Here is a 22,298-nt window from a genome sequence, read left to right on the forward strand (position 1 = left end):
CGCGAGGCGACGGCGCGCGAGGCGACGGCGCGCGAGAGCGCCAGGCGCAGCGCTCCGCCCGCGGACAAGGCGCGCGCCGCCGAGCCCAAGGCCGCGAACCGCCCGACCAAGCTGTCCTTCAACGAAAAGCGCGAGCTCGAGGCCTTGCCCGAGCGCATCGCCGCGCTCGAGGACGAGCAGACCGCGTTGCACGCGCGCATGGCCGACCCGGCGCTGTACCAGAACGCCCCGCAGGAGGTCGCGCAGATCAAGGCGCGGATGGAGGCGCTGGACGGCGAGATCGAGACCGCGATGCTGCGCTGGGAAGAGCTCGAGTCGCGCGCGGCAGGTTGAGCGCGAGGCGGGCCGCGGCGCGGATGACCCGCGCCGTAATCGCGACTTGCGTCGCTCCTACGAACCCGGCGCCGCGAAGACCGCCGCGCTTGCGGAGCCGCGCCGTAATCGCGACTTGCGTCGCTCCTACGGAACCGGCGCCACGAAGACCGCCGCGCTTGCGGAGCCGCGCCGTAATCGCGACTTGCGTCGCTCCTACGAAACCGGCGCCGCGAAGACCGCCGCGCTGACGGAGCCGCGCCGTGATCGCGACTTGCGTCGCTCCTACGACACCGGCGCCGCGAAGACGGCCGCGCTGACGGAGCCGCGCTGTAATCGCGACTTGCGTCGCTCCTACGGAACCGGCGCCACGAAGACCGCCGCGCTTGCGGAGCCGCGCCGTAATCGCGACTTGCGTCGCTCCTACGAAACCGGCGCCACGAAGACCGCCGCGCTGACGGAGCCGCGCCGTAGGAGCGACGCAAGTCGCGATCCACGGTGACGAACCGTCCACCGTGCCGGGCAAGGGCGCCGCGACTTCTGCGGCCCGCGCTAGAACACGCCGATCTGCCCGAACCACGCCGTCGCCGCGCTGGCGCCGAGGAAGACCGCGGCGTGGAAGGCGGCGATCCAGCGGTACTGGCGACCGATGCGCTCGGGGTCGAGGTCCGAGATCAGGTACAGGCGGCCGCCGCTCGGCGGGCGCATCAGGTGCAGCTCCGGCGCGGCGAGCGCCTCGGCCTGGCGCTGGCGCACCTCGCGACGCGCCTGGGCGCGGGCGAGCTCCCACTCGCGCAGGTCGATCTCGCCGTCGCCGTCGAGGTCGAAGCGCTGCAGCAGGGCGGGGCGGTCGGCCTTCCAGGCGGTGAGCAGCTCGCGCACCTCGGTCGTGGTGTCGGTGCGCACGTCGGCGCTGCCCAGGGTGGCGAAGTCGCCGATCACATAGAGCTTGTCGTGCTCGATCAGAGACCATTGCGTGTAGCGCAGATCGTCGCGCACGAACACGTCGCGTCGCCGCACCAGCATCTCCGCGCCCTCCGGGTCGACCACACAGCGCGCGCTGCCGTCGTCGAGCAGAAAGGAGGACGCGCTGGTGTCCGTGCTCACCACCCGCCACTCGCCGTTGCGCTGGCGGCGCTCGATGCGCAGGCGGTACCACAGCACCGGCAGCGCATTCACCGGCGACAGCAGCGGATCGCCGTCCAGCGGCGCGCCGCGGCCCCGCAGTTCGGTGTAGCCCTGCGCCGCCGAGACGATGCGCGCGGTCGGGGTGTCGGCGATCAGGCGCGCGTGGCGCAGCGCGCGCAGAGTGCCGAGCAGGCCGGTGCCGAGCAGCACCGCGAGCGCGGCCAGGCTGCCCGGGCCGGGGCCCAGGCGCAGTGCGAGTGCGATCGCGCCGAGCTGGATGGCCGGTAACGCGAGGTCTGCCCGCAGGTGGCGAAGGTGCACGAGCATGGTGGGGTACCGGGTGGTGTCGATCGCGGCGGGGCGAGCGGGCCTGCGTGCGCTGCGGCAAGATCGCCGACGGGCCCGGGGCCGGTTCCGCGCCGGTCCGGTTCGTCCGCGACGCCGATCGTGCGGCGCTCGCCACGCGCGCTCAGCTGCCGAACAGCGCCTTCAGATCGACATCCGCCTTCTCAGCGATGCTGAACTGCAGCAGCGGCTGCTCGCTGTAGCCGAGCGGGCGCGCGATCAGCAGGTCGGGGAACTGCTCGATGCGCACGTTGTGTACATTGACCGCCTCGTTGTACCACTCGCGGCGGTCGGCGATGGCGTTCTCGAGCGCGGTGATGCGGCTCTGCAGCTGCATGAAGTGCTCGTTGGCGCGCAGCTCGGGGTAGGCCTCGGCGACCGCGAAGATCTGCCCCAGCCCGCTGCGCAACAGCTGCTCGGCGGCACCGAGCGCGGGCACGTCGTGGGTCTCGCGCGCCTGGGCGACGCGCGCGCGCGCCTCGGTCACGCGCGCGAGCGTGTCCTGCTCGAACTGCTTGTACTGGCGGCACACCTCGACCAGCTTGGGGAGTTCGTCGTGGCGCTGCTTGAGCAGCACGTCGATGTTGGCCCAGGCCTTGGCGAGGTTGTGCTTGAGCTGCACCAGGCCGTTGTAGATCACCACGCCGTACACCAGCGTGAGGACGACGAGGCCGAGGAGGACTGCGCTGCCGATGCTCATTGCGGGGACTCCATTGCGAATGCGCGCATCTTATACTCGCGCCCTCGCGCCACGTGTTGCGCATGCCACGGTGGCGGCGAATCGCCTCCCTCGCAGCGGAAATTCCCATTTTGCTCTTCTCGTCTTCCTCCCTTCCCGTCTTCCTGCGCCGCCCCGCGGTCGTCATGGCCTGCGGCGCGCTGATCCTCACGCTGGCCATGGGCGTGCGCCACACCGGCGGCCTGTTCCTGCAGCCGATGACGCTCGACCACGGCTGGTCGCGCGAGCTGTTCTCCTTCTCGATCGCGCTGCAGAACCTGCTGTGGGGCGTGTTCCAGCCCTTCGCCGGCGCCTTCGCCGACCGCCACGGCGCCGGCCGCACCCTGGTGGGCGGGGCGCTGCTCTACATCCTGGGCCTGGTGATCATGGCTCACGCCGACAGCGCGCTCGGCCTCAACCTCGGCGCCGGCCTGCTGATCGGCATGGGCCTCTCGGGCACCACCTTCAGCGTGGTGCTGGGCGTGATCGGGCGCATGGCCGCGCCGGAGAAGCGCAGCCTCGCGCTCGGCATCGCCTCGGCCGGCGGCAGCTTCGGCCAGTTCGCGGTGCTGCCGGTGGGACAGGGGCTGATCACCGCCTTCGGCTGGCAGGACGCGCTGCTGTGGATGGCGGTGGGCATCGCCTTCATCATCCCGCTCGCCGCCGCGGTCACCGGCACCAGCGAGCGCGGCGGCGGTGTCGAACAGTCGCTGCGCCAGGCGCTCGCCGAGGCGATGCGCACGCCGAGCTTCCACTTCCTGTTCTGGAGCTTCTTCGTGTGCGGCTTCCAGACCGCCTTCGTCATGCTGCATCTGCCCGCCTACGTGGTCGACATGGGTCTGTCGGCCAACATCGGCATGAGCGCGGTGGCGATGATCGGGCTGTTCAACATCTTCGGCTCCTTCCTGTCGGGCTGGCTGGGCGGCCTCTACAGCAAGAAGTGGCTGCTGGCGTGGATCTACGCGTTGCGTATCGTGGCCATCCTGGCGCTGATGCTGTTCCCGCTCAGCCCGCTCACGCTCTACGTCTTCGCCGCGGTGATGGGCCTGCTGTGGCTGGGCACGGTGCCGCTCACCAGCGGCCTGGTCGGCCACATCTTCGGCCTGCGCTACGTCGGCATGCTGTACGGCATCGTCTTCCTCGGCCACCAGATCGGCGGCTTCCTGGGGGCCTGGCTGGGCGGGCGCATCTTCGACCTCAGCGGCTCGTACGAGATGGCGTGGTGGCTGTCGATCGCGCTCTCGGTGATGGCGGCGGCGCTGTCGCTGCCGGTGCGCGAGGCGCCGCTCGCAAGGCTGGCGGCGCGATGAGGAAGGGCCTGCTGCGGCTGGCGCTCGTCGTGCTGGGGGCGCTCGCGCTCGGCCTGCTCTTCGCCGCCTACCAGCAGCCGGCGCTGCTGCTCGATTTCAGCAATCTGATGCGGCTCTGCGGCTGAAGAGGTTCGCCTTCCGCCGCAGGGTTGGGCCCGCTCCGCTCACTCCGGCTGCGCGTCCGGCAACAGGCGGGCGCGCAGTTCGGCCGGTACGCCCAGGCGCTGCAGCAGGCTCTCGCGCGGCTGGTGCAGCAGCGCTTCGAGCTCGGCCAGATCATCTGCCAGCGTCGGGCTCGTCCATCCGCGCGCCTGGTGGCGGGCGAAGCGGGCGGCCAGCGTGATCGTGCGCACGCGCGGGTTGTCGGCGTGACCGCTGTCGAGCAGCCCGGCGAGCAGCTCCGGCAGCCGCCAGGCGTCGATCAATGCGTTCTGGAGCTCCGCTGCGCTGATGCCGAACACCTCGCGCTGCACCTCCGCCGCCGAGCGCGCGGGTTCGGCCTGCCGGCGTGCGATCGCCTCCAGGGTGAGCGTGGGGGCGTGGATCGCGCACACGATCTCCGTGGCCTCGCGCAGCAGGGTGGCGACGGTGATCTCCTGCACCTCGTGATCGCGCCGCATCGTCGCGAACTCGCGCGCGAGCGTGGCTGCCCGGCGTGCGCGCGCGATCAGCTTGAGCGCCACGACGAGCGCCTTCGGGTGCGCCGCGAGGGTGTCTTCCACCGTGGGAAGATCGGAGAAGGTGGCGAAGAACGGCTCCACGCCCAGCATCAGCACCGCGCGCTCGATGGTGGTGATGTCGTGGTTCTGCGAGGCGCGCCGGTTCGCCTCGAGATGCGTGAGCAGGCGCAAGGTCATCAGCGGATCGGCCAGCACCACCGCGGCGATCTCGCGTGCGCCCGGCGCAGGATCCGCGCTGCGCAGTTCCTCGAAGGCGCGTACGGTGTGGCGCAGGACGGGCAGTCCGGCGCGGGTGAAGGCGTCGATGTAGGCTGCGGAGGAGGGCAGGGGGCTGGGCAGCAGGGGCATGTTCGCGGTCTCTGGCGCGGTCGGGGTGGCGGTGGTGCGGCTCATGGAATCAAACCGGGATGACGGCCGCCGCGGCACAAACTTGAGGCGAGCGTGCCGTGTTCGGGCAGATTCGCAGTTGCGGCTATAATTATGAATCAACGCGGCCTCCAGGCTGGCCGCCACATCGACAGGAGACTTCCGCATGAATCCCTTCAAGGCCTTCGTGATCGACCAGGACGAGAACCGCAAGGTGGTCGGCGGCATGCGCACGATGAGCGCCGACCAGCTCGATGCGGGCGAGGTGACGATCCGCGTCCACTACTCCAGCATCAACTACAAGGACGCGCTCGCTGCGACCGGCGCCGGCAAGATCATCCGTCGCTTCCCCTGCGTCGGCGGCATCGACCTGTGCGGCGAAGTGGTCGACAGCGCCGATGCGCGCTTCAGGCCGGGCGACAAGGTGATCGCCACCAGCTTCGACATCGGGGTCGCCCACCATGGCGGCTATGCCGAGTACGCGCGCGTGCCGGCGGGCTGGGTCGTGCCCTTGCCGGCGGGGCTCGATCTCTTCGAGGCGATGGCGCTGGGCACCGCGGGCTTCACCGCCGCGCTCGGCATCGTGCGCATGGAGGACAACGGCCTCGCCCCGGCCAACGGGCCGGTGGTGGTCACCGGCGCCACGGGTGGCGTCGGCGCGCTGGCCATCGACATGCTGGCGCAGCTCGGTTACCACGTGGTCGCGCTCACCGGCAAGGATGCCGAGGCCGACTACCTGAAGATGCTCGGCGCGGCGGAGATCCTGCCGCGCTCCTCCATCGACTTCGACAAGGTGCGACCGCTCGAGGCGGCGCGCTGGGCCGGCGCGGTGGATAACGTCGGCGGGCAGATCCTGCACTGGGTGCTGGCGACCATGAAGCAGGCCGGCACGGTGGCGAGCATCGGCAACGCGGCGAGCTTCAACGTCGATACCACGGTGTTCCCGCTCATCCTGCGCGGGGTGAGCCTGCTCGGGGTGGATTCGGGCTACATGGGCTTCCCGACCCGGCAGCGCGTTTGGGAGCGCCTGGCCACCGACCTCAAGCCGCGCCACCTCGCCGCGATCACGCGCACAATCGACTTCGATGCGTTGCCGGGCGCCTTCGACGACTTCATCCACGGCCGCGTCAAGGGGCGCACCGTCGTGCGCATCGGCGCCTGAGCCGACGAACGCCATGGACCCGGGCGCGCTGACGACGGACGGGGACGGCAGGCTGCCGCGCATCCTCGTCGTGGACGACTCGCGCATGGTGCGCGCGTCCATCGTCAAGCACATCCGCGGTCGTTTCGAGGCGCGCGAGGAGCCCGACGGCGAGGCCGCCTGGGAGGCGCTGCTGGTCGATCCGGCGATCGAGATCGTGCTCACCGACATCGGCATGCCGCGCCTGGACGGCTACGGCCTGCTCGGGCGCCTGCGTGCCTCGAAGCTGCCGCGGGTGCGTGACCTGCCGGTGGTGATCATCTCCGGCGACGAGGACGAGTCCGCGCGCGCGCGCGCGCTCGCCCTCGGCGCCAACGGCTTCGTCACCAAGGGCACGGGCGGAGTCGAGCTGCTCGCCACGCTGATGTCGCTGCTGCGCCTGTCCAAGGCGCAGGGCGAACTCGAGCGCAGCCGCGCCGCGCTCGAGCGCCAGAGCCCGGTCGACCCCGAGTCGGGCCTGGCGACCGAGGCCTACCTCGAGCATCACGGCGCCCAGGCCGTGGCCGAGGCGCGCCGGCGCCAGGCCGACATCGGCGCGATGGTGATCGAGATCGACCAGTTCGACGAGCTCGCCACGCGCTACGGCGTGCAGGTGGTGCAGCTCATCCTGCGCAAGCTCGGCAAGCTGGTGAGCGGGCGCATCCGCGCCGAGGACACCTTGTCGCAGCACGGCCAGGCCTGCTTCGCGCTGCTGTCGCCGGGCATCGACCGCGTGTCCACCTGCGCCTTCGCGCTGCGCCTGCGCGCCAGCGTCGAGAAGCTGGTGATGGCCTACCGCGACGAGCGCATCCGCGTGACCCTGAGCATCGGCGTCGCCAGCGCGGTCACCGACGGTCGCGAGGCCATCGGCGCGCTGCTCGCGCTCGCCCAGGAGCGCGCCACGCAGGCGCACACGGCGGGTGGCAACCGCGTCGTCGCCGAGGGCGGCGAGGTCGACCCGGCGGCGATCGAACGCGAGCTTGCGCGCGTCCCCAGCGTCGATGGCGCGCTGCGCCTGCTGCGCGCCGGCGCGCGTGACGAGGTGGCCGGGCAGTTGCCCGAGCTCGTCGGGGCGCTGCTGCCGCTGCTCGAATTGCTAGAATCCAGGCTTCAATCCGGATTACCGCTCGCAAGACTCCGCGAGTTCCACGACAAGGGCGGGGGCGGATGAGTGGAGGGCGGCCGCACCCGCAGGCCGTCCCCAACAGGTGTGCCCGCGGGCTTCGCTGCGCTGTCCCGGCGCCGCGCCGCCGGTGGCACGTCGAGTTCGACAACACGATCATTGAAGGCAGAAGGGAGAGGAAGCAATGACCGATTACCAGCAGTTCCACCGCCGTTCCATCGAAGACCGCGACGGCTTTTGGGCCGAGCAGGCGCAGCTCGTGCACTGGAACAAGCCCGCAGAGAAGATCTGCGACTATTCCAAGCCGCCGTTCGTCAAGTGGTTCAAGGGTGGCGAGACCAACCTGTGCTACAACGCCGTCGATCGCCACGCCGCCGCGCGCCCGAACGACCGTGCGCTGGTGTATATCTCGACCGAGACCGACGAGGAGAAGGTCTATTCCTTCGCCGAGCTGCAGCGCGAGGTCGAGCGCATGGCGGCGATCTACCAGGAGCTCGGCGTCAAGCGCGGCGATCGCGTGCTGATCTACATGCCGATGATCGCCGAGGCCGCGTTTGCCATGCTGGCCTGCGCGCGCATCGGCGCGATCCACTCGGTGGTGTTCGGCGGTTTCGCGGCCGGCTCGCTCGCCACCCGCATCGACGACGCCAAGCCGGTGCTGATGGTCAGCTCGGATGCCGGCATGCGCAACGGCAAGCCGGTGCCCTACAAGCACCTGGTGGATGAAGCCTGCAAGCTCGCCGAATTCCCGCCCGCCAAGGTGCTGATCGTCGATCGCGGCCTGGACAAGGGCTTCCCCAAGGTGGAAGGCCGTGACGTCGACTACGCCGAGCTGCGTGCCAGGCACCTGGACGCCAAGGTCCCGGTCGTGTGGCTCGAGTCCTCCGAGCCGAGCTACATCCTGTACACCTCCGGCACCACCGGCAAGCCCAAGGGCGTGCAGCGCGACACCGGCGGCTACACCGTGGCCCTGGCCGCGTCGATGAAGCACATCTTCACCGGCGGCGCGGGCGAGACCATGTTCTCGACCTCGGACATCGGCTGGGTGGTCGGCCACAGCTACATCATCTACGGCCCGCTGCTCGCGGGCATGGCCACGATCATGTACGAGGGCACGCCGCTGCGCCCCGACGCCGGCATCTGGTGGCAGATCGTCGAGAAGTACAAGGTCACGGTGATGTTCTCCGCGCCCACCGCGGTGCGCGTGCTCAAGAAGCAGGACCCGGCCTTCCTCAAGAAGTACGACCTGTCCTCGCTCAAGCACCTGTTCCTCGCCGGCGAGCCGCTCGACGAGACCAGCCACCAGTGGATCATGGAAGAGCTCGGCATCCCGGTCATCGACAACTACTGGCAGACCGAGACCGGCTGGCCGATGCTCGCCATCTGCCGCGGCGTGGAAGACAGCCCGATCAAGCTCGGCTCGCCCGCCTTCCCGGTCTATGGCTACGACCTGCGCATCTTCCGCGAGGACGGCACCGAGTGCGGCGCCAACGAGAAAGGCATCGTCGGCATCGTGCCGCCGCTGCCGCCGGGCTGCCTGTCCACCGTGTGGGGCCAGGACGACCGCTTCGTCAGCACCTACTTCAGCCTGTTCACCGAGCCGGTGGTGTATTCCTCGTCCGACTGGGGCATCAAGGACGACAAGGGCTACTACACCATCCTCGGCCGCATGGACGACGTGATCAACGTCGCCGGCCACCGTCTCGGCACCCGCGAGATCGAGGAGGCGGTGCAGACCCACCCGGCGATCGCCGAGGTGGCGGTGGTGGGCGTGGCCGACGAGTTGAAGGGCCAGATGCCGATGGCCTTCGCGGTGGTCAAGAACGCCGCCGATGTCGACACGCCCGAGAAGCGTGCCGCGCTCGAGAAGGAGGTCATGAAGAAGGTGGACGAGAGCCTGGGTGCGATCGCGCGTCCGGCCCGGGTGCACTTCATCGGCGGCCTGCCCAAGACGCGTTCGGGCAAGATGCTGCGGCGCTCGATCCAGGCGCTGGCTGAGGGACGCGACGCCGGCGACCTGACCACGATCGACGATCCGAGCACGCTCGAGCAGATCAAGGCGGCCTTGAAGAGCTGAGCGTCCTTGCCGCGCTGCGGCCCGTCCCGGGCCTGCAGCGCTGAAAAAGGCCTTTGGCCACGGGCGATGCTCCGTGGCCAAAGGCCTTTTCTTTCATGCCCGCAGGGGCGCGGGCGGACTACCCGTTGTGGGTGGTGGGCAAGCCTTGCTGGCCCTTGCCCCGCCCGGCCTCCTCGAACCCGCGCCCGATCTCCGCGCGTACCCGCTGCCACAAGGGGTGCAGGATGGGACGCATGTTGCGGATGATCTCGTCGACGTGCATCACCGAGGGAATGCGCCGTCCGCGGTGCTCGATCGCCTGCCCGATCTGGATGACCTCGACCCCGAGCTTGGTGAAATGCGCGGCGAGGCGCGGCTCGGTGAGCACGAACACGGTGTCGATGCCGCTGCAATCGGCCAGCGCCACGGCGCCCAGCAGCAGGCTCGTCGGCACGAAGGGAAAGCGCGGCCGATCCCCGTCTGCGAAGTCCGAGCTGTCGATGTGGACCGGGGTGTGCTCCTCGCCGCGGCGACGCCGGTAATCCCGGTGCACCGCCAGCCTGGAGATCTCGGCGATGCGTTCGCGCGGCAGCCGGGCCGGGTCGATGATCGACCGATCCAGCGCCGCGGCGCAGGAAACCTCGAAGGGCAGGGGCGCGGCCGGGTCGCGCGGATCCGTCAGCACGACCCGGGTGCACCCGACCGGCCGGAAGGGTGCGGTCGCGGTCCTGAGCAGGCAATGGACGCTGCGGGCGTCGTAGTGGTCGATCTCCCGACCGTCCGGGCGCGTGCTCTCGAATTGCAGGTCCTCGCAGTACACGCTGTGACGGATGCGGAAGACCTCGTCCTTCAGGCCGTCGTCGAGTGCCGCGTCGATGCGGAAGTACTTGCTGAACCCCTCGCCGAGGTTGAGGTGGTCGATGAGCTGCATGGTGGTATGCCCTTTCGATGTTCAGATTCGCTGGCGCAGCGCTTCCACCAGTTCCGTCCTGGAAACCCGGCGAGCTGGAAAGATCGCGGCCAGTGCGGTCGCCACCACGCCGATCAGGAATGCGGTGGCGACGTTGGCGGCGTCGAGGCGGATCATCGCGGTGTATCCCGTATTGGCGCTCGGTGGGGGCGGCATCGGGATCCCGATTGCGGAGATCGCGAGCGCCAGCCCGATTCCAATGATCGCACCAAGCGTGCCGCCGATCAGGCCGAGAAACGTGTTTTCCAGCAGGATCAGGCGGAATATGTCACGTTGCCGGTTGCCCAGGGCCTGCAGGGTGCCGAATTCCCCCAGGCGCTCGAAGGCGCTCATGTTCACCGTGTTCGCCACCGAGAGCAGGACCATCACCAGGATGATCACCTGCAGCACCCCGAACTGACGGTCGTAGAGCTGCAGCGTCTTCTCGTAGAAATCCGACAGCTGCTTCCAGCTGAAGGCTTCGAGCCCGCTGCCGGCGAGTTGCGCCTGGATCGTGGCGAGCGCAGCGTCGGTGTCGCGTGTGTGGTGCAGCGTCACGACGAGCTGGTTGGCGCCTGCGGTTGCGAGGAGTTCCTGTGCCGCGGCGAGCGGAATCCGCAGCGCACGTGCGTCGAAGTCGCGCGAGAAGCTCTGGAAGATGCCGACGACCTCGACATCGACCGTGTTGAGCGCGCCGCCGGCCGTATTCACGAGCAAGGTCACCTGATCGCCCACCTTCAGCGCAAGCGACTGGGCCACGCCCTGGCCGACGATCATCCCGAACGCGTCGGCATCGCTCAGCGGCCTTCCGGAGACCATCTTCAGGAAGCTGCCCAGGCGGGCTTCCTTCTCCGGCTCGACGCCCTCGCCGACGATCGCCAGGTCGCGCTTGCCGTTGTTGAGCAGGCCCGAGAAACTCAGGCGGCTGGAGACGTCGCGCACCTGTGGGGTATTCGCGATGCGTGCAGCCAGGGGCGCGGGATCGTCGATCAGGTAGCGATCCGGCTGGCGACTGCCCTTCTCGCGAAAGCCCTCGCGAAACACCTGCACGTGCCCGGTCTCGGACTGGATGATCGCCTCGCCGAGCTGCACGAAGATGTCCTTCACGAACCCGCCGGAGAGGATCAGCCCGGTCACGCCGAAGACGATCGCGACGAGCGTCACCACGCTGCGGATGCGCTGGCGGAAGATGTTGCGCAGGGCGAGCTTGAAGAGCATTGGCGTCAGGCGTGGTGGCGGAGGGCGTCGACGATGTTCATGCGCGACGCCTTCCAGGCCGGAAGGATGCTCGCGACAACCGTGGCGAGGAAGGCGAGCAGGAAGCCTTGCAGTGCGAGCGCGGCGGAAATGTCGATCCGCCCGGTGTAGCCGCGCGACATGCCTGGCGGCGGCGGCATCGGTATGCCGACGAACGAGATGAGCTCTCCGAGTGCGAGCGCGATTCCGACGCCGAGGACGCCGGCGACCACGCCGAGCACCACGCCTTCCCAGACGAACAGGCCGAGGATGCCGAGCCGGCGTACGCCGAGCGCCATGGACGTCCCGATCTCCGTGGTGCGTTCGATCACGGCCATCGAGAGCGTGTTGGAGATGCTGAGCACGACGATGACCGCGATCAGCAGCAGGACCGCGTTCACCTGGGTTCCGAAGAGTTCGACCGTCTTGTTGTAGAAGTCCGCCAGCTCGATCCACGGGACGATCTCGTACCGATCGGCCGGCAGGGCCGCCCGGAACGCGGCGATGGCCGCATCCGTGTGCGCGGTGTCGTCGAGCAATACCACCCAGCTGGTCGCACCGTCGACCCGCATCAGGCGACGGGCAGCCTCGATCGGTACGCGGATCGCCGTGTCGTCGTAGGCCTTCACCGGGGTCGCGAAGATGCCGGCCACCTTCAGTTCCACCGCGTTGACTCCACCGGATGCGGTTGTCGCCATGAGGACCACGGAGTCTCCAGGGTGTGCGCCGAGGTTCGCGGCCAGGCCCTCGCCGAGCACGGCCGCATCCGCTCCGGCGCTGGCGAGGTCGCTGCCCGCCAGCGTGGTGATGCCGCCGCTCAGCGGGATCTCGGCCTGCGCGTCCACGCCTTCGCCGATGAAGGAGATGGTCGCGTCATTGATGCTGACCAGGCCGGTGAACGCCAGGCGGGGAGCGACGGTGCGGATCTCGAAGGTTGGCCCGCCGCGGATGACCGAGAGGTCGCCGTCGAGCAGGAAGCGATAGGGATCGCTGGCGCCGTCGCGGAAATAGCCGGGACGGGTGATCTGCACATGCCCCAGCTGGGACTGGATGACCCCTTCCCTCATCCCCCACAGCACCCAGTTGATGAACCCCCCGGCGAGCAGAAACGAGACCACGCCGCCACAGATGATGGCGAGCGCCAGCAAGGTCCGTCGTCGATGTCGCGTCAGGTTGAGCGCTGCGATGCGGGCCTGCTGAATGGAATTGCGGACGAAGGCGCTCCACATTGCGGTGTGTGCTCGAGGTGGGATTGTTATCATAGCTTTCAAGCTAAGACCGAGGAAGGAGGCCTGTCGATGGGCGGTGACCATTTTGCATACGATGCGGCGTTCTCGCGCAACATCGGCTGGGTCACGGAGGCGGAGCAGGCCACGCTTCGGCGCAAGCGCATCGCCATCGCCGGCATGGGTGGCGTCGGCGGCGGTCATCTGCTTACCTTGGCGCGGCTCGGGATCGGGGCGTTCAACATCGCCGACTTCGATACGTTCGACATCGTCAACTTCAACCGCCAGGCCGGGGCGCTCGTTTCCTCGCTTGGCAGGCCCAAGGTCGAGGTCCTCGCCGGCATGGCGCGCGACATCAATCCCGAATGCGCGCTGCGCGTGTTTCCGCAGGGCGTGTCCGACGCCAACCTGGACGAATTCCTGGCGGGGGTCGACCTGTACGTCGATGCGCTCGATTTCTTCGCATTCGACATCCGTCGGGCCGTGTTCGCGGCCTGCCGCCGCCTCGGCATCCCCGCTGTCACTGCGGCCCCGCTGGGGATCGGTGCAGCGGTACTGATCTTCCTGCCCGACGGAATGTCGTTCGAGGAGTACTTCCGCCTCGAGGGCTGCGACGAGGAAGAGATGGCGATGCGCTTCCTGCTGGGGCTGTCGCCGGCGATGCTGCAGCTCGGCTACCTTGCCGATCCCGACAGGGTGAATCTGGCCGAGCGCCGCGGCCCCTCCACGATCGCAGCATGCCAGATCTGTGCCGGGGTGATCGCGACCGAGGCCTTGAAGATCCTGCTCGGGCGCGGGGGGGTGCGGGCAGCCCCGTGGGGGTATCAGTTCGATGCCTACAAGCTGCGACTCGCGCGGACCTGGCGCCCGGGCGGCAATCGCAATCCCCTCCAGCGCATCGCCTTGTGGTTCGTTCGACGGCAACTGGAAAAAATGAAGGCGAAGGGAGGTGCTCATGTCCGACCGTGACACTCTGGTCCGCATCCTCGAGCTGGGACGCTGGGCACCGAGCGGGGACAACACCCAGCCATGGCGTTTCGAGATCGTGGAGGACGGTCTCGTCCTGGTCCACGGTTTCGACACGCGCGACGAGGTCGTCTACGACTTCGCCGGCCGCGCCAGCCACATCGCGCACGGCGCGCTGCTCGAAACCCTGCGCATCGCCGCCAGCGGCCATGGCTGCGTGGCCACCTGGGCATTGCGCTCCGGCGGCGACGATCGCCGCCCGGTGTATGAGGTGCGCGTACGGCGTGCGCAAGGGGTGCCGGTCGATCCGCTCTTCCCGTTCATCGAACAGCGCGTCGTGCAGCGACGCCCGATGCGCACCACTCCGCTGACGGCCGACCAGCGCAAGGCATTGAGCGCCTCGGTGGGCGACGCCTACGAGCTTCGCCTGTTCGAGACCTTCTCCGCGCGCGCCGCGGTGGCGCGGCTGCTGTGGGACAACGCGCGCATCCGGCTCACCTGCCCCGAGGCCTTCGAGGTTCATCGGCACGTGATCGAATGGGGCGCCCGCTTCAGCGAGGACAGGATCCCGGAGCAGGCCGTCGGGGTCGATCCGCTCACCGCCCGGCTCATGCGCTGGGTGATGCGCAGCTGGGAGCGGGTCGACTTCTTCAACAAGTACCTGATGGGCACCCTGGCGCCACGCCTCCAGCTCGACCTGCTGCCGGCCCTGGGTTGTGCGGCGCACCTGTGCGTGCTCGCGCGGCAGCGCCCGGCGGGCATGCTCGATTACGTCGGGGCGGGGATCGCCATGCAGCGCCTGTGGTTGACCGCGCACGCGGTCGGCTTGCACCTGCAGCCCGAGATGACGCCGGTCATCTTCAACTGGTATGCGGGCGCGGGTTGCAGCCTCTCGCGCCGTCCGGGCATCGACGATCGGGTGCGGCTGCTGGCAGGTCGCCTGGGTTCGCTGCTCGGTGCGGATGCGGCAGGCGGGCTGGTCGTGATGGGCAGGGTCGGGGTGTCGTCTCCGCCCGCGTCGCGCTCGACGCGCAAGGCGCTCGCCGCGCTGATGCTGGAGCGGGATGGCGCGGGTCCGCGCTAGGCGCCATGGAGTGAAACGATGCGACAGATTTCGTTGCCACAGGTCGGCGTCTTCATGGCGCTCTTCATCCTGGTCCTCCTGCTTGCGGCGGCAACCTCGTATTGGGGGCTGGGTTCCTTGCCGCTGGGGGATTTCCGCGGCGTAGTCCTGCTGCTTGGGGGCGTCGTCGCGATGTATGTGTGGGCCTTTGTCGCGTACCGGCTTTTCCTGAAGGCGATGCCGCTCGCCGAGGGCGAACTGGAGCCGGGGTCGCGGGCGGAATTCGCCGCCCAGGTGAACATTCTCTTCTATCTCCTGCTGTTCAACTCCCTGATCCGCACGCACTTCCTGCCGGTGCCGCTGATGCGGTTGGTGTACCTCGCGCTGGGGGCGCGTCTCGGCCCCAACACCTACAGCGCGGGCACGCTGCTCGACCCACCGCTGACCGAGTTCGGCGCGAACTGCATCATCGGCCACGATGCCGTGCTGTATGCGCACGCGATCGAGGGAAGCCGCTTCGCGCTGGCCAGGATCCGCATCGGCGACGGGGTGACGATCGGGGCCATGGCGGTGGTCATGTCGGGGGTCGCCATCGGCGACGGCGCCATCGTGTCGGCAGGTGCGGTCGTGCTCAAGGATACGAAGATCGGCGCGGGCGAGGTCTGGGGCGGCGTTCCCGCCAGGCGCTTGCGCTGACCGGGTGTCGGAATTTTTTACACTCGCCTTCCGAGTAGGCCTCCCTTCTGCCGGGGATTAAATTCAAAATGTTGAAAATAAAAGATAAAAAAAAGCTGGCCCGCGTTTTGCTTTAGAAGAGTCACAGGGCTTGCCTCGATAGCTGCCCTGCCGCCCAGCTAGGGTGCTCGGCAAGGCAAAAGCAAAGCGAAAACCGAAAGGAGAAAGACATGAAACTGATCAAAACGACCCTGGCTACCGGTATTGCGGCCGCGCTTGCCCTGGGTGTGGCCGGACAGGCGAACGCCAGTGTGTACGCCAGTTCCAGCCTGAAAATCCAGGAGTTCTCGGTGAGCATCACCGGTCTGGCGGCGAACCCGATCCAGTCGTACGAATTCCAGGTCACCAACACGGCGACCCTGAACGGTGCGAGTTCGCCCACCCAGTCCAACAACTGCTCGGGAAGCACTCCGGGTACGGGTTGCAACACCACCCCGTCGCTCGATGCGCCCGCTGCGAACGCGCCGGGCAGCACCATCATCCGCGCCAACAACGACTTCTCCTTCTTCGGGCCGGGTACGGAGACGTATTCGAACTCCGACTCCGTGATCTACACCTCGGAGCTTGGCAACGGAGTGGCGAGTTCCACCGCGCAGATCGCCGAGTCCGAGCTCCAGGGCAACGGCGCCGCGCGTTCCAGTGCCGAAATCACCTCGAACACCGGTTTCGTCTTCACGTTCCTCGTGTCGGGCACCGGCAAGCTCGTGCTTTCGTTCGAGGCCGACCCGAGCCTGTATGCCGAGATCAACCAGCTCGCCTTTACCAGCGGTTCGGCGCAGGCGAACATGAACGCGGCCTTCAGCCTGACGAAGAACGACGGCACCAGCGAGGTGAACTGGACCCCGAACGGTACGGCCGCGAACAACGACTGCGAGGTGAGCGGTTCCGTCGCCAGCGTGACTTGCGCCGAGGATAACGACAACGTCGACCTGAACCGTAACATCTCCGTCAGCGCGAACCCGGCCACGGTGCAGTACAGCCGCGCCGCGGGCTGGAGCTTGATGGGCATCACCGTGGATGGCCTGACCGACGGTGCCTGGACCCTTGCGTTCAACGGCAACACCTCGACCTCCACGCGCACCGTGCCCGAGCCCAGCGTGCTTGCCCTGCTGGGCATCGCGATCGCCGGCATGGGTGCCGTGAGCCGCCGCCGCAAGCTCGTCTGATCCGGAGGCACTCGCAACAGAAAAGGCGCGGTCTGGACCGCGCCTTTTTTATTGGTGTCGTGCGCCCTTGTGCAGCGCGGCCCGATTTCTCCCGGCGAAGAAAAGCCGCATGCCCGCGGGCCGGCGGCTTCGAAGCGCTTGCGGGAGGGGCTCCAGGGTACCCCGGTCGCGCGCATCCCGCGACCGGGTCGATGCAATGCGGCTTACTTGCTCGTCCGTGCGCCCGACTGCTCGAGCAGCTCGCGCGCCTGGCGGGCCTCGGCGGATTTGGGGAACTTCTCCATCACCGTGCGCAAGACCTGATGGGCTTCGGCACGTTGTTCGCGCTCCAGCAGGACGGTGGCGAGGTGCATCTGGATCTCCGGCCGCTCGGGCGCGCGTTGTGACGCCTCGCGGATCAGGTTGTACGCACGCAGGCGGTCGCCGCCCTTGAGCGTCAGCATGGCCAGGGTGTCGAGCACGTCGGGGTCGGTCGGGGCGAGATTCTGCGCGCGCTGGGCGTACTCCATCGCCTTGGCCCGATCCTTGTCGCGATGGAGCCAGGCGATGTTGTTCAGTGCGGGGACGTAGCTCGGATAGGTCTCGAGGATGCGGGCGTAGACGGCGATCGCGTCGGCGTCCCGGGAGAGCGCGAGGTGGCTGCCTGCCAGTTCCATCAGGACGCCCAGGTCTTGCGGGTGCTCCTTCAGCCAGCCCTCCAGCACCGCCAGGCCCGCCTCGGTCTTGGTCTGCAGTAGCAGCGAGCGTGCCAGGAGGATGGTCATCTCGGCGTCCGGACGTTTGCGCAGGGCGGCCGCGAAGCTTTCTTCCGCCTTCGCCGGATTGCCGGTCCCGAGCGCGAACCACCCCTCGATGCCCAGCACCTCGATCTGTTCGCCGAACTCGGGTCGGAGCTTGTCGAGCTTCTGCCGCGCCTTGTCGAGATCTCCCGCGCGCACGAGCATCTTGATCTCTCCCACCCGTGCGGGCAGGTAGAGCCGGTCGAGCTGAACCGCACGCTGCAGTTCCTGGCGCGCCTGCGCCGTCTCGCCGCTCCGCGCCAGCGTGTCGCCGAGCAGGAAACGGGCGGTCGCGGAGTCGGGCTCGACCCTGACCCACTGCTCGAAGCTGGCGCGTGCGGCGGCCACGTTACCCGTCAGCATCTGCGCTTTCCCCCTCGATTCGAGCAGTCCCGGCCGGCTATGGAGCTGCGCCTCGGGGCGGTTCCCCGTAATCTCGATCACGCGGGCGAGATTGCCGGCGTTCAGGTGCGCCGCGGCGAGCCGCTCCGCGGCCACGAGCGCGTCCGGGTTGCTCTTGACCACGCCCTCGAGGACGTCGAGCGCCTTCTTCGCGTCGCCGCCCTGGCCGACGATCGTGGCCAGCATCAGGGCGGCCTCTTCCTGTTCCGGGCGAGCCTTCAGCAGCCCCTCGAGGAGTTCCTTCGCGCGTGCGGTCTTGCCTTCGTTCAGTTCCAGCTGTGCCAGGTTGCGCGCCGCGGAGGGCTCGTTCGGCTGCAATGCAAGTGTCTTGACCAGCGCGGCGCGTGCGAGATCCCACTCTCCGCCGCTCAGGTGACAGGCTGCGACCAGATTGAGCGGGTCGACCTTGTCGGGGTGTTGCTCGTGAATCCGGTTCGCCTGTTCGAGCGCCGCCCGGATCCGCCCCTTGCGGAAGTCGTTCAGGGCTGCGAGGAGCGCGCGAGAGTAGTCGTCCGTCGCGGCGTCGGGACGTGTCGTCTTGATGACATCGAAATCCTGCCCGGCGACCAGCTTCGCGACCATCAGCATCTGCTGGGCATCCGGCGAGTCGGGAGTGAGCGCGGCGATCTTGCGGGCGTACTCCACGCCCTTGTCCTTGTCGCCCTCGAGCATCGACAGCGTTGCCAGCATGCGCAGCGTGGTGGGATCGGACGGGGCATTGTGCAGCGCCGACTCGAGCATTCGGCGCGCCGACGCGTATTCCGAGCGACCGATCTGGATCGATCCGAGCAGCTCGCGGACGCCGCTCGAACGCGGAAGGCGGGCGTGCAGGCTCTTGGCGTGCTCCAGGGCCTGTTCGGTCTGTCCGAGCTGGAAGCGCGTGGTGGCGAGATACATCCGGTTCGCGAGGAAGGCGGGGTCGGCGGCGTAGCAGGCCTCGAAGGCATTGGCCGCCTCTGCGTACTTGGCCTGGTGGAAGAGGATGAGTCCCTGCACATAGCTCACGTACGGGCTCGCCTTGAAGCCGCTCTGGCGGAGCGCGTCGATGTCGGCCTGGGCTTCCGCGAACTTCTTCAGTTCCACTCTCGCGAGCGCGCGCCTTGCCCGGTCGAGGCTCGGGTGGCTGCGGTACTTCAGCGCATTGGTGTAGGCGATCTCCGCCTGCTCAGGCTTGCCCGTGGCGAGTTCGAGTTCGCCTAGCGCCCCCCAGGCCTCCGCAGAGGCGGGATCCACCCCGAGCGCGCGGTCGATCCAGGGGCGGACCTGATCGTAATCGCGCTTGCCAAGGTGCAGGATGGCCATGCCGACGAGCGCGGTGGTCGCCTTGGGGTCGATCTCCAGGGCTCTCGCGAGTACGGGCTGGGCGGGCTCCGGATTGCCGTTCAGGATGAGCGCCTGGCCGCGCAGGCCCAGGAGCAGGGCCCGATCCTTGGGGGCCATGTCGTTGGGGGGGATCGAGGTCTCGGCCAGCGCCCGGTCCATCGCGCCCTGGAGGAGGATCGCCCGCACCAGGCTCAGCTGCGCGGTGGCGCGCGGCAGGCCGTACTGGATCGCCACCCGGATGTCCTTCTCCGCACGGGCGGCGTCGCCCGACTTCAGCGCAATCTGCGCCATGAGCCAGCGGGCCTCGACCATGTTCGGCTTGCTGCTCAGCGCGTTCGTCACTTCGACCGAGGCGGCCTGAAGGTTGCCCTTGTCGAACTCCGCCTGCGCCTTCGCGACGAATTCCTCGGGGGAGGATGGGCCGCAGCCGGCAAGCGCGAGCTGGATGGCCGCAGCGACGGATGCCAGCCTGAGGCGGCGGAGAGTCTTGTGCATGGTCATGGTCCTTGACGATTTCAGTTCCGTGGCGCGCTGCCCTGCAGCAGGCCTTGTATCGAATGCGCGAACGTCGCGCTGGCGGTGCGCTTCGCGGCGGCGGTCGCGAGGTCGCGCGCGCGCGCGCCGTAGGGCGCGTGCGTCAGCAGCGCCCGCGCAGCGGCGCGAAGGCGCGCGAGTCGGGCACGGTCGCCGCGGACGAGGATTCCCGCACCAAACTCCTCGACCGCCCGCATGTTGAGGAACTGGTCCATGTTGGATGCGATCCCCAGCACGGGGACCCCGTGGGCCAGCGCCTGGTTGGTCGTCGGGCTTCCTCCGTTGCACACGACCAGGCTCGCCAGTCGGCAAACCTGATCGCCCGGCAGGTAGTCGAAGATCCGCGTCGATGAGGAGGGCAATTCAGCAGGGATCTTTCTCCCCGCCGTGGTGACCACGATCTCGCAGTCGAACGCCCCGAGGGCCTCGATGACGCCGCCCAGCACGCCGACGTCGCCCGAGCTCCCCATCGTGACATAGACGAGCGGCCTTCCCGACCTTGCGAACTCAAGCGGCGCATCGGCGGGTGGCGACCACGAGATCGGGCCGATGAAGCTCGCGTGCCGGGATTCCATGAGCTCGGGGAAGAGCTCCGGAAAATTGGCAAAGAGCCTGAGATCCGCATCCGTATAGCAGCGGCGCAGATCGTGTCCGAGCGATGGCAGCCCGTGGTGCGCGCGCAGGCGCTCGAGAGGCAGGGTGTGCAGGCGCATGGCCAGGGGGGCGACGTAGCGGAACAGCAGGCTTGCCAGCGGGATGGGCGTGAAACGGGTGAACGAGAGTACAGGAAGCGGGGGCTGCGACGGATACTCGGGGCTCCAGTATGCATCGCAGATCGTGACGTAAGGCACGTTGCGCAGCCTGGCGCTGACCGAAAGCGAGAGGCGGAAATCGCCGACGACGACGTCCGGCCGTTCGGCATCGATCAGGGCGAGGTCCTGCTCGACGTAGGCCGACAGCGTGGCGTAGTCGTACAGGGGGCGCCCGTGCTCGAGACGCCGGGCGAACACGCTGGCGTCCTGGCAGGCGAGATCGAGCGTGCGAAAAGGACCCCCGGCGGTGAGCCAGGCGAAGCCCGAGGGGCGCGCGAGCACGACCTCGAACACGTCGGGATCCAGGCCTTGCGCGAGGACGCAGGGGCGCGCGACGTGCGCCAGCGTCGCGCCTTCGGCGAGGAAGAGGAGTTTCAGGGGCGAAGCCGGCATGGAGGATCTTGCGGAGGCGGCGGTCGAGGTCTGTCCATGATAGAACAACGGCTTCGCGATCGCGGCCGGCCCGCAGCGGTGCGGGGGGACGCGGAGCTGGCGCGGGTCTAGTACAGGATCATGTTGTCCCGATGCACCAGTTCCGGCTCGTCGAGGTAGCCGATCAGGTTCGCGATCTCCGCGGTCGGCTTGCGCGCGATGCGCCGGCATTCCGAAGCGGAGTAGTTCACCAGCCCGCGCGCGACTTCCTCGCCGGCCAGGTTGCGGCAGGCCACCACCGCGCCGCGCTCGAAATCCCCACGCGCCTCGACCACGCCCACCGGCAGCAGGCTCTTGCCGCTTTTCAACGCCGCCACCGCGCCGTCGTCGATGACGAGGTCGCCGGCGAGCTGCAGGTGGTCGGCCAGCCACTGCTTGCGTGCCTGCAGCGGCGTGCTGCTGGCGTAGAGCAGGGTGCCGAGCGCCTCGCCCGCGGCCAGGCGCAGGATGGGGTCGGGCTCGCGGCCGCTGGCGATGCAGGTGTGCGCCCCGCTGCGCGCGGCGCGCTGGGCGGCGCGGATCTTGGTGATCATGCCGCCCTTGCTGATCGCGCTGCCCGAGCCGCCGGCCATGGCCTCGTACTGGCGGTCCTCGGCGCGGCCCTCGCCGATCAGCGTGGCGGCCGGGTCCTTGCGCGGGTCGGCGGTGTACAGGCCCTGCTGGTCGGTGAGGATGATGAGCGCCTCGGCCTCGATGAGGTTGGCGACGAGCGCGCCGAGGGTGTCGTTGTCGCCGAACTTGATCTCATCGGTGACCACGGTGTCGTTCTCGTTGATGATCGGCACCACGCCGAGCGCGAGCAGCGTCGTGAGGGTGCTGCGCGCGTTGAGGTAGCGGCTGCGGTCGGCGAGATCCTCGTGGGTGAGCAGGATCTGCGCGGTGTGCAGGCCGTGGCGCGAGAAGGCCTTTTCGTAGGCTTCCACCAGTCCCATCTGGCCGACCGCGGCGGCGGCCTGCAGCTTGCTCATCTCGGTCGGGCGCTTCGCCCAGCCCAGGCGCTGCATGCCGGCGGCGATCGCGCCCGAGGACACGAGCGCGATCTCGCGGCCCTCGGCGCGCAGCGCGGCGATCTGGCGCGCCCAGGCGTCGAGCGCGTCCTTGTCGAGACCGGCGCCGTTGTTGGTGACGAGTGCGGAGCCGACCTTGACCACGAGGCGGCGGGCGTTGCGGAGCTTGGTTCTCATCGGGGTGCGTGCGGGCAGCGGAGAGGGTGGGGGGCGGAATCAGGCAATTGCGTGCCGTCCGCCAGGCCGGCGGCACGCGGAATCAGGTCAGCGCGACGGCGGGGAGTCGTCTTCTTCGGAGTCGAGCGCATCCTCGGGCCGTTCGTCGTCTTCGTCGAGCAGGGCTTCGCGCTCGTAGGCGGCGTCGGCTGCCGCGCGCGCGGCCTCGGCCGCGGCGAGACGAGCGGCCTCGGCGGCGACGCGCTCGGCGCGCTCGGCCTCGATGCGGGCGCG

At 68.8% G+C, this 22,298-nt stretch carries 19 protein-coding genes and 2 pseudogenes; 11 read left to right on the plus strand and 10 right to left on the minus strand.

Features of this window, described 5'->3' with window-relative positions; translation table 11 throughout:
* Together C665_RS10775 and C665_RS10780 are read left to right on the plus strand one after the other, a co-directional pair.
* Window positions 1-333 (plus strand): annotated as a pseudogene (locus C665_RS10775) (ABC transporter ATP-binding protein); the annotation flags it as partial.
* A gap of 46 nt (window positions 334-379) precedes the next feature.
* Entirely contained in the window at window positions 380-814 is a 435-nt protein-coding gene (locus tag C665_RS10780) for a hypothetical protein (RefSeq protein ID WP_004308956.1), read from the plus strand.
* Window positions 815-864: 50 nt separating this feature from the next.
* Here C665_RS10780 and C665_RS10785 read toward each other — a convergent pair whose 3' ends face one another.
* Window positions 865-1,767, minus strand: a complete 903-nt coding sequence (locus tag C665_RS10785) for a hypothetical protein (protein WP_004308959.1) — start codon at window positions 1,765-1,767, stop codon at window positions 865-867.
* A gap of 142 nt (window positions 1,768-1,909) precedes the next feature.
* A complete protein-coding gene (locus C665_RS10790; protein ID WP_004308960.1) occupies window positions 1,910-2,485 on the minus strand; it encodes a LemA family protein in 576 nt (191 codons plus the stop codon).
* A 110-nt stretch (window positions 2,486-2,595) separates the two neighbouring features.
* Here C665_RS10790 and C665_RS10795 point away from each other — a divergent pair, with 110 nt between their 5' ends.
* A complete protein-coding gene (locus tag C665_RS10795) occupies window positions 2,596-3,813 on the plus strand; it encodes an MFS transporter (protein WP_004308961.1) in 1,218 nt (405 codons plus the stop codon).
* Window positions 3,810-3,938 (plus strand): hypothetical protein, encoded by a 129-nt coding sequence (locus tag C665_RS21285; RefSeq protein ID WP_281054726.1) that lies wholly within the window; start codon window positions 3,810-3,812, stop codon window positions 3,936-3,938. Before C665_RS10795 ends, C665_RS21285 begins: the two co-directional genes overlap by 4 nt.
* Window positions 3,939-3,977: 39 nt before the next feature.
* On the opposite strand, the gene C665_RS10800 is transcribed toward C665_RS21285, so the two are convergent.
* Entirely contained in the window at window positions 3,978-4,841 is an 864-nt protein-coding gene (locus C665_RS10800) for an HDOD domain-containing protein (protein WP_040829044.1), read from the minus strand.
* A gap of 184 nt (window positions 4,842-5,025) precedes the next feature.
* Here C665_RS10800 and C665_RS10805 point away from each other — a divergent pair, with 184 nt between their 5' ends.
* The 3 genes from C665_RS10805 (at window position 5,026) to C665_RS10815 (ending at window position 9,239) form a co-directional block, all read left to right on the plus strand.
* A complete protein-coding gene (locus tag C665_RS10805) occupies window positions 5,026-6,021 on the plus strand; it encodes an oxidoreductase (RefSeq protein WP_004308963.1) in 996 nt (331 codons plus the stop codon).
* Window positions 6,022-6,034: 13 nt separating this feature from the next.
* Window positions 6,035-7,210 carry a GGDEF domain-containing response regulator gene (locus tag C665_RS10810; protein WP_004308964.1) on the plus strand — a complete coding sequence of 392 codons (1,176 nt, stop codon included), beginning with the start codon at window positions 6,035-6,037 and terminating at the stop codon, window positions 7,208-7,210.
* Between the two features lie 136 nt (window positions 7,211-7,346).
* Window positions 7,347-9,239 (plus strand): propionate--CoA ligase, encoded by a 1,893-nt coding sequence (locus C665_RS10815; protein WP_004308966.1) that lies wholly within the window; start codon window positions 7,347-7,349, stop codon window positions 9,237-9,239.
* Between the two features lie 118 nt (window positions 9,240-9,357).
* Here C665_RS10815 and C665_RS10820 read toward each other — a convergent pair whose 3' ends face one another.
* The 3 genes from C665_RS10820 to C665_RS10830 are packed head-to-tail and all read right to left on the minus strand — an operon-like array spanning window position 9,358 to window position 12,551.
* Window positions 9,358-10,149 carry a PEP-CTERM/exosortase system-associated acyltransferase gene (locus C665_RS10820; protein ID WP_004308967.1) on the minus strand — a complete coding sequence of 264 codons (792 nt, stop codon included), beginning with the start codon at window positions 10,147-10,149 and terminating at the stop codon, window positions 9,358-9,360.
* A gap of 21 nt (window positions 10,150-10,170) precedes the next feature.
* Window positions 10,171-11,385, minus strand: coding sequence for an ABC transporter permease (locus C665_RS10825; protein ID WP_004308969.1), 1,215 nt, complete (start codon window positions 11,383-11,385; stop codon window positions 10,171-10,173).
* Window positions 11,386-11,390: 5 nt separating this feature from the next.
* Complete coding sequence (locus C665_RS10830) at window positions 11,391-12,551, minus strand: ABC transporter permease (protein WP_245537157.1); 1,161 nt, start codon at window positions 12,549-12,551, stop codon at window positions 11,391-11,393.
* 150 nt (window positions 12,552-12,701) lie between these two features.
* Between C665_RS10830 and C665_RS10835 the strand changes: the two genes are divergently transcribed.
* The 4 genes from C665_RS10835 to C665_RS10850 all read left to right on the plus strand — a co-directional run bounded on the left by C665_RS10835 (window position 12,702) and on the right by C665_RS10850 (window position 16,559).
* The gene (locus C665_RS10835) at window positions 12,702-13,598 is read left to right on the plus strand and encodes a ThiF family adenylyltransferase (protein ID WP_004308972.1); all 897 of its coding nucleotides are present in this window, start codon (window positions 12,702-12,704) and stop codon (window positions 13,596-13,598) included.
* Window positions 13,585-14,679, plus strand: coding sequence for a nitroreductase family protein (locus C665_RS10840; RefSeq protein WP_004308973.1), 1,095 nt, complete (start codon window positions 13,585-13,587; stop codon window positions 14,677-14,679). Before C665_RS10835 ends, C665_RS10840 begins: the two co-directional genes overlap by 14 nt.
* 18 nt (window positions 14,680-14,697) lie before the next feature.
* Window positions 14,698-15,354: a DapH/DapD/GlmU-related protein gene (locus C665_RS10845; RefSeq protein WP_004308974.1), complete on the plus strand. Its 657-nt coding sequence runs from the start codon at window positions 14,698-14,700 to the stop codon at window positions 15,352-15,354.
* Between the two features lie 209 nt (window positions 15,355-15,563).
* The gene (locus C665_RS10850; protein WP_004308975.1) at window positions 15,564-16,559 is read left to right on the plus strand and encodes a PEP-CTERM sorting domain-containing protein; all 996 of its coding nucleotides are present in this window, start codon (window positions 15,564-15,566) and stop codon (window positions 16,557-16,559) included.
* Between the two features lie 203 nt (window positions 16,560-16,762).
* Here the strand turns inward: C665_RS10850 and prsT are convergent, their stop codons facing one another.
* The 4 genes and pseudogenes from prsT to obgE form a co-directional block, all read right to left on the minus strand.
* Window positions 16,763-19,558, minus strand: coding sequence for an XrtA/PEP-CTERM system TPR-repeat protein PrsT (gene prsT / locus C665_RS10855; protein WP_157277041.1), 2,796 nt, complete (start codon window positions 19,556-19,558; stop codon window positions 16,763-16,765).
* Between the two features lie 20 nt (window positions 19,559-19,578).
* Window positions 19,579-20,703, minus strand: a complete 1,125-nt coding sequence (locus C665_RS10860; protein WP_245537158.1) for a glycosyltransferase — start codon at window positions 20,701-20,703, stop codon at window positions 19,579-19,581.
* A gap of 206 nt (window positions 20,704-20,909) precedes the next feature.
* Window positions 20,910-22,025: a glutamate 5-kinase gene (gene proB, locus C665_RS10865; RefSeq protein WP_004308979.1), complete on the minus strand. Its 1,116-nt coding sequence runs from the start codon at window positions 22,023-22,025 to the stop codon at window positions 20,910-20,912.
* A gap of 87 nt (window positions 22,026-22,112) precedes the next feature.
* Window positions 22,113-22,298 (minus strand): annotated as a pseudogene (gene obgE / locus C665_RS10870) (GTPase ObgE); the annotation flags it as partial.

The organism is Thauera aminoaromatica S2 (genome assembly GCF_000310185.1).
Taxonomy (GTDB): domain Bacteria; phylum Pseudomonadota; class Gammaproteobacteria; order Burkholderiales; family Rhodocyclaceae; genus Thauera; species Thauera aminoaromatica.